The following is a 9,094-nucleotide window of genomic DNA, read 5'->3' on the forward strand; positions in this document are numbered from 1 at the left end:
TGTCGTACGGGACCGGCAGGCCCGTCCTACGGGACCAGCGCGTCCTGCTTGCGCCCCAGCCGCTCGCGGACCAGCGCGAAGGCGACCACGCCGAGTGCCACCAGGGTGGACAGGACCACCTGGTCGCGTCCGCCGCCGTCGGCCGTGTCGGTGAGCATGTAGCCCAGGACGAAGGTGATCAGGGCGATGGTCGCCCAGGTCAGGTAGGGGTAGAGCCACATGCGGACAACGAGCTTCTCCGGGGTCTCCCGCTCGATGATCCTGCGCATCCGCAGTTGCGAGAAGCAGATCACCAGCCATACGAACAGGGCGATCGCACCGGAGGAGTTGAGCAGGAACTGGAAGACCGTGTCCGGCCACAGGTAGTTGAAGGCGACCGCGACGAAGCCGAAGACCACCGAGGCCAGGATGGCCGCCTGCGGCACACCGCGCTTCGTGGTGCGGCCGAAGGAGGCGGGGGCGTCGCTGCGCCGGGCCAGCGAGAAGGCCATGCGCGAGGCGGTGTACAGGCCGGAGTTGAGGCAGGACAGCACCGAGGTCAGCACGATGGCGTTCATGATCTGGCTCGCGTGCGGGATGCCGATGGAGCTCAGCGCGGCGACGTAGGAGCCGTCCTTGAGGATGGCCGGGTCGTCCCAGCGCAGCAGCGACACCACGATCAGGATCGAGCCCAGGTAGAACACCGCGATACGCCAGATCACGCTGTTGGTGGCCTTGGTGACCGCGCCCTGCGGGTCCGCGGACTCGCCGGCCGCGAGCGTGACGATCTCGCTGCCCATGAAGGAGAAGACCACCATCAGCACGCCGGTGAGGATCGCTCCGGGCCCGTGCGGCAGGAAGCCCCCGTGGCCGGTCAGGTTGGAGAAGCCGGACGCCGGGTGGTCGGAGCCGGGCAGCAGACCGAAGATGGCGAGCCCGCCCACCACGATGAACGCGGCGATGGCGACCACCTTGATGCCCGCGAACCAGAACTCGAACTCGCCGTAGGAGCTGACCGAGGCCAGGTTGGAGGCGGTCAGCACGACCATGACGATCAGCGCCCAGCCCCACTGCGGGACCGCCGGTATCCAGCCGGCCAGGATCTTCGCACCGGCGGTCGCCTCGACGGCGAGCACCACGACCCAGAAGAACCAGTACAGCCAGCCGATGGTGAAGCCGGCCCAGCGCCCCAGCGCCCGGTCGGCGTAGGCGGAGAACGAGCCCGAGGTCGGGTTGGCCGCGGCCATCTCGCCCAGCATCCGCATGACGAGGACGACGAGCACGCCGACCAGGGCGTAGGAGATGAGGATGCCGGGGCCCGCGGCGGCGATGCCGGAGCCGGAGCCTACGAACAGGCCGGCGCCGATGACACCGCCGATGGCGATCATCGACAGATGGCGGTTCTTCAGGCCGGCCTTGAGGCCGGGCTCGGAGGGCGGACTCTGGGTGATCGTTGAGGTCATCACACATCCATGAAGGGGAGCGGGGACGGTGACCGGGAAATTAGTTCAGTACGATCCAAAAGAACAGTCTTGTTTAACTGTTCACCATGCTCTATTTTCCGAGCATGCATCCGAGCGCGCACAGGACCCTGCTCCGCCGCCCGCCGTAACCCCCGCTCAGCAGGCCGTTAAGGTGACGTCGTGGTGAATGCAGCGGGCAAGTTCGGGCCCTACGGCCAGCCGGCACCGGCGTCGGCCGCCGGTGTGCACGACGCCCGAGTGCTGCCCGGCCGCGGCCAGACCGGCGCGGAGCTCGTCCGCTCACGGATCGCCCTGCAGGTGCGTCTGACCTCCGTCTCGCCGGGGGACCGGCTGCCGGACGCCGGCGTGCTGGCCGAGGAACTGGGCATCGGGGAGATCACCGTGCGGCGCGCGCTGGAGGCCATGTGCCAGGACGGACTGCTCGACCGCCGACGAGGCCGGACCGGCGGCACCTTCGTCGCCCAGGGCTGGGACACGATCGTCCCGGCGCTGTACGACGAGGGCGAGGCGGCCTCGCTGAGCGCCTTCCACCTGCTCCTTGAGTGCGGCCTCGTGGCCCACGCCGCGGGCGAGGTCCCGGCCGACCGACTGGGTGGCCTGCAGGAGCTGGTCGACGAGATGGAGCTGACCGACGACCCCGGACATCTGCTGATGCTGGAGACCCGCTTCCACCTCGACCTCGCCGAGGCCCTCGGCGGCGCGGGCGTCCGGGAACTGACCGCCGACCTCCTGGGCAGGCTGTGCCTGGTCCAGCCCGCCCCGGACCTCGAAGTCGTACGGGCACGCAACCGCTGCCACGCCGACCTGCTCACCGAACTCGGCCGCGGCGCGCTGGACCCCGCCGTACAGGCCGTCAAGGCACACCACAACACCCACCCCGGCTGACATCCCGCAGCGCACCGCTCGCACCGCCGCACCGGATCAGAAGGAGCCGCCGCCATGCCCGACCCCAAAGCCGTCGGCCCGCCGCCGATGCCGGGCGCCGTCGGCGGCACGCCCCAGCGGCTGCGCGGCGGCGTGCTCGGCATGGCCGACATCGCCGCCGCCACCATGGCCAACGTCGGCCCGGCCATGAGCTTCTTCTTCGGCTTCGCATTCCTGTCCACCACCGCCGGCGTGGCGTCCCCGCTGACCATCCTCGCCGCGGGCGTCGCGGTCGCCCTGCTGGGCAACACGCTCGCCCAGTTCTCTCGCGCCCACCCCTCGGCGGGCAGCTTCATCACCTTCGTGGGCAAGACCTTCGGGCCGGTCAGCGCGGTCACCACCGCCCTGCTGGCCGTACTCGGCTACATCATCGCGATGGCCTCCGTCATCGCGATCTCCGGCGGCTTCGTGCAGATCACCCTGCACCACTACACCGGCGTCGACCTGCCCTGGATCATCTGGACACTGCTGCTGACCGGGCTGGCGGTGGTGCTGATGCTGCGCGGCGTGGTGGTCTCCACCAAGTGGGCCGGCTACTTCTTCGGCGTCGAGATGCTGGTCCTCGCCGTGGTCTCGGTCGCCGCCCTCGTCGAACACCGCGGCAACCTCTCCGCCGCCCCGTTCCTGCCCGACCACATCCATCACGGCCTCAGGGGTCTGGCGGCGGGCTTCCCCCTCGCGGTCTACCTCTTCATCGGCTGGGAGAACTCCGCGGCCCTGGCCGAGGAGACGGAGAACCCCCGGCGCAACGTCGGCCGCGCCGTGTTCTCCTCCATCGGGATCATGACGGTGAGCTACATCCTCTTCTCCTACGCCACGGTCACCGGCTTCGACTACGACGTCGCCCGGCTCGGCGCGGCACGCATCCCGTTCATCGACGTCGCCCACCACACCCTCGGCGCGCTGGCCTTCCTCGCCTACCTCGGCGGTCTGACCTCCACCCTCGGCGTGCTGATCGCGGGCATCAACTCCCAGGCGCGTCTGGTGTTCAACGCCGGACGTGAGGGACTGCTGCCGTCGTTCTTCGGCTACGTCCACCCCACCCGCCGTACGCCGAACAACGCGATCGTCACCTTCGCCGCCATCTCCCTGCTGATCATCGGCGGCTGGGGCCTGGGCCATCTGCTGGGCGCCGACGGCGGTCCGATGAACCCCGTCGTCTTCTTCACCGAGTCCTCCAGCCTGGGCTCCATCCTGATCCTGCTGGTCTACCTCGCGTCCAACATCGCCCTGCCGCTGTACTACCGCCGCTACCGGCCACAGGAGTTCCGCACCGGCCGCCACCTGGTGCTGCCCGCCCTCGGCGCGCTCGCCATCCTGGTCCCGCTGTACTACCTGGCCAAGCCCGGCCAGCCCGCGCCGTACAACTGGTTCCCCGTCGCGGCGCTGGCCGCCCTGCTGCTCTCCATCGGCTATGCGACCCTGCTGGTCCGCCGCGATCCTGGCCTGGCCGAACGGGTCGGCTCGGTCGTCGCCGACGCCGAGTGAGGCTGCTCTCGGCCCGGTCCGAGCAGTCGGGCCGGTCGGCGGCTACCGCTCCAGCAGGCCGGCGCGCAGCTCGAGCGGGGTCAGGTCGTGCCATCGGCGTACCGCCCGTCGCAGTGCGCTCACGTCGGCGAAGCCCGCCTGGCGGGTGATGTCACGGAGCGTCAGTTCCGGGCGCCGTAGGACTGGCCGACCTGATGGAACGCGACACCGGGATCCTGGCCCGGCTGGACAGCGAGGACGCGGGAAAGCCGATCACCGAGTGCCTCACCGGAGACGTACCCGGTGCCGTCGAGTCGATCCGCTGGTTCGCCGAAGCGGCCGACAAGGTGTTCGGCAGAGTCGCCCCCGGCGGGCCGGACGGCCTCGGCCTCATCACCCGGGAGCCGGTCGGGGTGGTCGCGGCGATCCTGCCCTGGAACTACCCGCTGGCCATGACCGCGTGGAAGGTCGGCCCCGCGCTCGCCGCGGGCAACTGCCTGCTGGTCAAGCCCGCCGAGGCGACCCCGCGCTCGGCCCTGCACCTGGCCCGACTCGCCGCCGAGGCCGGTTTGCCCGAGGGGGTCCTCACGGTCCTGCCCGGCCATGGCTCCGTCACCGGCACCGCCCTGGCCCGCGACCCCGTCGTGGGCGCCCTCTCCTTCACCGGCTCCACCGACACCGGGCGCCGCATCCTCAAGGACGCGGCCGACAGCAACTTCAAACGCGTCTCGCTGGAGATGGGCGGCAAGAGCCCCCAGGTACTGATGGCCGACGCCCTCTCCTACGGCGACGAACTCATCGACCACATGACCGAAGCCGCGTTCCTGACCATGGGACAGAACTGCACGGCCGGTTCCCGCGTCCTGGTCCACCACAGCATCGCCGACGAGGTTCTGGACCGCTTCACAACCGCCGCCAAACGCCTGGTCATCGGCGACCCGGCGGACCCTCGCACGCAACTGGGCCCACTGATCAACCGGACGGCCTTCGACCGGGTCGCGGCGGCGGTGGAGGCCGCCCGGGCCGACGGAGCCCGTATCCACACGGGAGGCCTGCCGCATGGCCTGCCCCAGCGGGGCGCCTACTACCCGCCCACCGTGATCACCCACGCCGCCGAAGGCAGCGACGTACTCACCAAGGAACTCTTCGGCCCGGTCGTCACCGTCCAGACCTTCACCTCCGAAGCCGAGGCGCTGCACCTGGCGAACGCCACCGAATACGGCCTCGCCGCCTCGGTGTGGACCCGCGACCTCGACACCGCCCTCCGACTGGGACGCGGCATCCAGGCCGGTGTGGTCTCCGTCAACGCCTACAGCGAGGGCGACATCTCTACCCCCTTCGGCGGCTGGAAACAGTCCGGCTTCGGCGGAGTGGAGAAGTCGACCAACGCCTTCGACCAGTGGACCCGCGAGAAGACGGTCTGGATCCGCACCCGCTGATCCCACTGGCTTCGGAAGCTCGCCGCACGCGCAACCGCCGTGGCTCCCGGGAGATCGGGCTGCCGACGGGCGGCCGTATGCAGGACCGAGTTCAGGAGAGCTGGGTGGGAACCGGCGGTTCCTGCCGAGCGAGGCGACACCGGCCGGGCCTGGACTCACGGATGCCTGATGTCCGCGGGACGGTGCCGGCCTCCTTCGTCGGCACCGTCGCGCACGCCCTTCGCCTCTCTGGTGAATCAGTCGACGTTCACGACCTTCCACAGCTGGCTGCCGGCGTTCGCGTCCGTCGTCTGGACTAGCTGGGTGCCTCCCGAGGACACGTCGAGCAGCTTGTTGCTGTTCACGTTCTTGATCTTGTAGTAGCCGGTTCCGGCGGGCACCAGTGTCCAGCGCTGGTCCGCGACGTTGTTGTCGGACGACTGGACGATGGACGCGCCCTCCGTGGTGGCGCCACCGCTGACGTCCATCAGCAGGGCGCTGTTCCGGCTGACGATCTCGTAGCTGCCGTCGCCCACCGGGACGAAGCGCCAGTTCTGGTTCACGGCTCCGGTGTCGGTCCACTGGATGACGTTGGCTCCGGCGGACATCGACCCGCCCGAGACATCGACCGTCTTGGAACTGCTCCTGTTGATGATCTTGTAGTTGGCGTTGGTCGCGGGGAACGCGACGGAGGCGAACGCGTCCAGTGCGCAGACGGTGCCGGAGGAGGCGGAGTTCTTCGTGCCGGTGCACACCACCCTGATCGTGTGCGGGCCCGCCGCGAGGTCCGTCTTCTCGAACAGCGGCACCTGCTTCGTCACCGTGGAGGCATAGGCGTCGATGCCCGCCTGGGCGAGTGTGCCGTCGAGGTAGACGTCCACCTTGCCCATGTTCGGCTGCGTCATGCCGAGATAGCGCACGCCCGAGCCGGTGAACGAGAACGCGGCGTAGTTGCCCGCGGTGCTCGTGAACTTCTCCGAGCCGTTGATGTCCTTCGTGTCGTTCCAGTTCGACCACGTGCCGGAGTAGGTCACGCCGGCCGCCTTGTCGTCCACGTAGCTCCAGCGCTGCCGCACGAGCGCCTTCGACGCGGCGGAGGCCTTGCCCTGGGCGTCCACGACGTACAGGTGGTAGTCACCCGCCGTCTGCGGGACGCTGATGCTCGTCGCGGTGCCGCTCGCGCTGGTCATGGTGGGACCGGTGGCGAAGGTCGTCGTGCCGGAGGGAGCCAGCCAGAGCGTCTTGGTCGAGTCTCCCGGGCTGCGCACCGGAACGGTCACGTCGCCCTTGCCGGTGAAGACGCCGGCGGGCAGCGCGTAGTCCTGCTGGGTCGTGTCGGCGGCGGGGACGATGTCCTTGTAGGCGTCTTCCAGACCCGCGCGCACGGCGATGCCGTACGCCTGCGACGGCCACACGTTGTCCGCGTACACGCGCACGTTGTCGATGGTGCTGCTCGTGACGCTCTTGCTGAAGATCGTGTTGCGGGGGCCGTAGTTGTCGGTGACGGTCAGGTGGTTCTGTCGGCCCCAGGTGCCGGTGTTCATGACCCACATGACGTTCGGGTCCACGTCGAGGACGTTGTCGTGCTCGTTGATGTAGGCGGAGCCTTCGTCGGGGTGGATTCCGTACCTCTTGCCGGCCGGCTCACCCTGGATGAAGTTGTTGCTGATCTCGGTGCCCGGCTGGCTGCCCAGCGTGTAGATGGGAGCGGAGTCGAAGAGCACCTGCATGGTGTCGATGAGCTCGTTGTACTTGACGGTGTTGTTCCTCGCCGTCGTGGTCGGGTGCCCGGGATAGATGACGTTGCTGTTCGGCGTACCGTCGAAGTTGTCCCATCCCCAGCCGAGCGTGATGCCCGCCCACGGGGACTTCTCGATCCGGTTGTGCTCCAGGTCCAGGGTGTCGGCGAAGTACGCCGACACAGGGCTGGAACCCTGGAACAGGACTGCGCTGTCGTAGAGGTAGTTGTCCGTGACGGTGATGTTCTTGCAGACGCCCTCGACGTTCACCGGGTACTTCTCGTGGGGGTCCCCCGGGTCGGGGTCCGCGGTCCCGATGTACACGTGCTGAGGGTGTCCCACGGTGATGGCGGATCCGGCGATGTCATTGGTGAGGTTCCCGGTCAACTGCGAGTTCGACACGTCGTTGGCCAGGGTGATCCCGTCGGCGCCGGTGTGCTGCACCGTGTTGCGCTGCAGGACGATCCCGTCGGCGCTCTCGATCTGGACGGCCGCCGGCGGCAGGTCGACGTTGCGGTACGAGTAGGCGTGGAAGTTCTTCGTCGTGTACACGTTCGTGCTGGCGTTGCCCTGCTGGCCCTGCCGGAACACGGAACCCGCCACATTGGTCAGGTTCCAGTCGGAGTGCTCGACCGTGAGCCCGGAGAGGGTGATGTTCTTCGCGTGGTCGGTCGTGGACGTGCCGGCGATCTTGATGAGGGTGGACACGTTGCTCGGCGCGAAGACCTGCGCCGTCGTCATGTCGTCGGAGCCGGCCTTGTAGTAGTACAGCGTGTGGGTGGACTTGTCGAAGTAGAACTCGCCCGGCTGGTCCAGGAACTCGTACGCGTTCATGAACGTCTGGGTACCGGTGGACTGGAAGTTGCCGTTGTACGCGGCCTGGGCTATCGCCGCACCCGGCTCCTGGAGCTTGGCCACGCGATTGGCGCCGTCCGAGCTGGTGGTGACCTGGCTGACACCCACGATCGCCGTGGTCCAGGTCGTCGCCGTCCTGATCTCGACGTCGTCCTGGTTGGACGCGATGGCAGGCAGGTCGGAGAGGCGGTACTTGATCTGATCACACGTCGTCCTGGGCCCGTCCCAGGCCCAGGAAGGCATGGGGGACGGGAACGGGTAGTTCGCGTAGCAGCCGGCCGAGGTGATCGTCTTCGAGGCCATCTGGGCGCGCTTGCCGTTGACGTAGAGAGCCCGGAGCTTGTTGTCGCGGTTGAGCGTGGCCTTCCAGATGTTCCCGCTGTGCTGTGTCCAGCCGGTCACCTGGACGCCACCGTCCAGGACCGGCTTCTCGCCCGGGTAGGCGGCGTAGACGACGCGGTGGCCGTTCGTGCCGGAGTCGGCCGAGGTGAAGTTGATGGTGCTGCTCACCGGGTAGGCGCCGCCCCGGAGATAGACGTTGATGTCTCCGGTCATGTTGCTGTTGACCGTGCGTACGACGTCCCGCGCGTGCTGCAGGGTCTTGAACGGCGCCGAGATCGTCCCCGCGTGGGAGTCGTCACCGTTCGGTGCGACGTAGTACGTCGCCTGAGTGGCGGCCGAGGCGGGGGTCGGCGTGGTGAGGGAGGTCAGCAGGACGGCGGAGAGAGCCGTCGCGAGCGCTGCCGGCAGGAGACGGCGGAGGGAGGCGGCCGCTTGTCTGCCCCTCCTGGTTCTGATGGTCGTACAGGCGTACATGCGGCGGCTCCATGGTGGGTGCGGACACTCAGTGCGTCGGCTCTGGGGGATTAGAGGGCAGGCGGCCGTCGCCGCTCGCGGTGGGCACCTCAGCCCTGATCAGGCCCTGCGCACGCAACTCGCCCCAAAGGCCCTCGGGGACGCGCTGAGCGTGCAGTTCGACGTTGCGCCGGACCTGTTCCGCGGTGCGCATGCCCAGGGTGACGTTGACGACGGCGGGATGCCTGGAGGGGAAGGCGATGGCGGCGGCGGGCAAGGTGGTGCCGTATTGCTCGCAGACCTCGGCGATGGCCGACGCCCGCCGCACCAGGTCGGTCGGGGCGTCCTGGTAGTCGTACTTCATGCCCTCGGCGGGGTGGTCGCGGGAGAGCAGGCCGGAGTTGAAGACACCGACCGCGACGACGCTCTTGCC

Annotated in this window: 5 protein-coding genes and 2 pseudogenes; 3 read left to right on the forward strand and 4 right to left on the reverse strand. The window is 68.8% G+C overall.

Annotated features, from left to right (window positions below; genetic code table 11):
• Window positions 1-26 precede the first annotated feature (26 nt).
• The gene (locus tag ACWCRD_RS26710) at window positions 27-1,442 is read right to left on the reverse strand and encodes an amino acid permease (RefSeq protein WP_450968294.1); all 1,416 of its coding nucleotides are present in this window, start codon (window positions 1,440-1,442) and stop codon (window positions 27-29) included.
• Window positions 1,443-1,622: 180 nt separating this feature from the next.
• Between ACWCRD_RS26710 and ACWCRD_RS26715 the strand changes: the two genes are divergently transcribed.
• The gene (locus ACWCRD_RS26715; RefSeq protein ID WP_450968295.1) at window positions 1,623-2,348 is read left to right on the forward strand and encodes a FadR/GntR family transcriptional regulator; all 726 of its coding nucleotides are present in this window, start codon (window positions 1,623-1,625) and stop codon (window positions 2,346-2,348) included.
• Window positions 2,349-2,402: 54 nt separating this feature from the next.
• Window positions 2,403-3,875, forward strand: coding sequence for an APC family permease (locus ACWCRD_RS26720; protein WP_450968296.1), 1,473 nt, complete (start codon window positions 2,403-2,405; stop codon window positions 3,873-3,875).
• Window positions 3,876-3,917: 42 nt separating this feature from the next.
• Here ACWCRD_RS26720 and ACWCRD_RS26725 read toward each other — a convergent pair.
• Window positions 3,918-4,058, reverse strand: a pseudogene (locus tag ACWCRD_RS26725) (AraC family transcriptional regulator); the annotation flags it as partial.
• Between ACWCRD_RS26725 and ACWCRD_RS26730 the strand changes: the two are divergent.
• Window positions 4,058-5,293: pseudogene (locus ACWCRD_RS26730) on the forward strand (aldehyde dehydrogenase family protein); the annotation flags it as partial. The pseudogenes ACWCRD_RS26725 and ACWCRD_RS26730 sit on opposite strands and share 1 nt — an antisense overlap.
• A 236-nt stretch (window positions 5,294-5,529) precedes the next feature.
• Here the strand turns inward: ACWCRD_RS26730 and ACWCRD_RS26735 are convergent.
• Together ACWCRD_RS26735 and ACWCRD_RS26740 are read right to left on the reverse strand one after the other, a co-directional pair.
• A complete protein-coding gene (locus ACWCRD_RS26735; protein ID WP_450968297.1) occupies window positions 5,530-8,682 on the reverse strand; it encodes an RICIN domain-containing protein in 3,153 nt (1,050 codons plus the stop codon).
• Between the two features lie 28 nt (window positions 8,683-8,710).
• On the reverse strand, window positions 8,711-9,094 hold a 384-nt coding region (locus ACWCRD_RS26740; RefSeq protein ID WP_450968298.1), incomplete at its 5' end, for an aldo/keto reductase.

Source organism: Streptomyces sp. NPDC002092 (assembly GCF_053593775.1).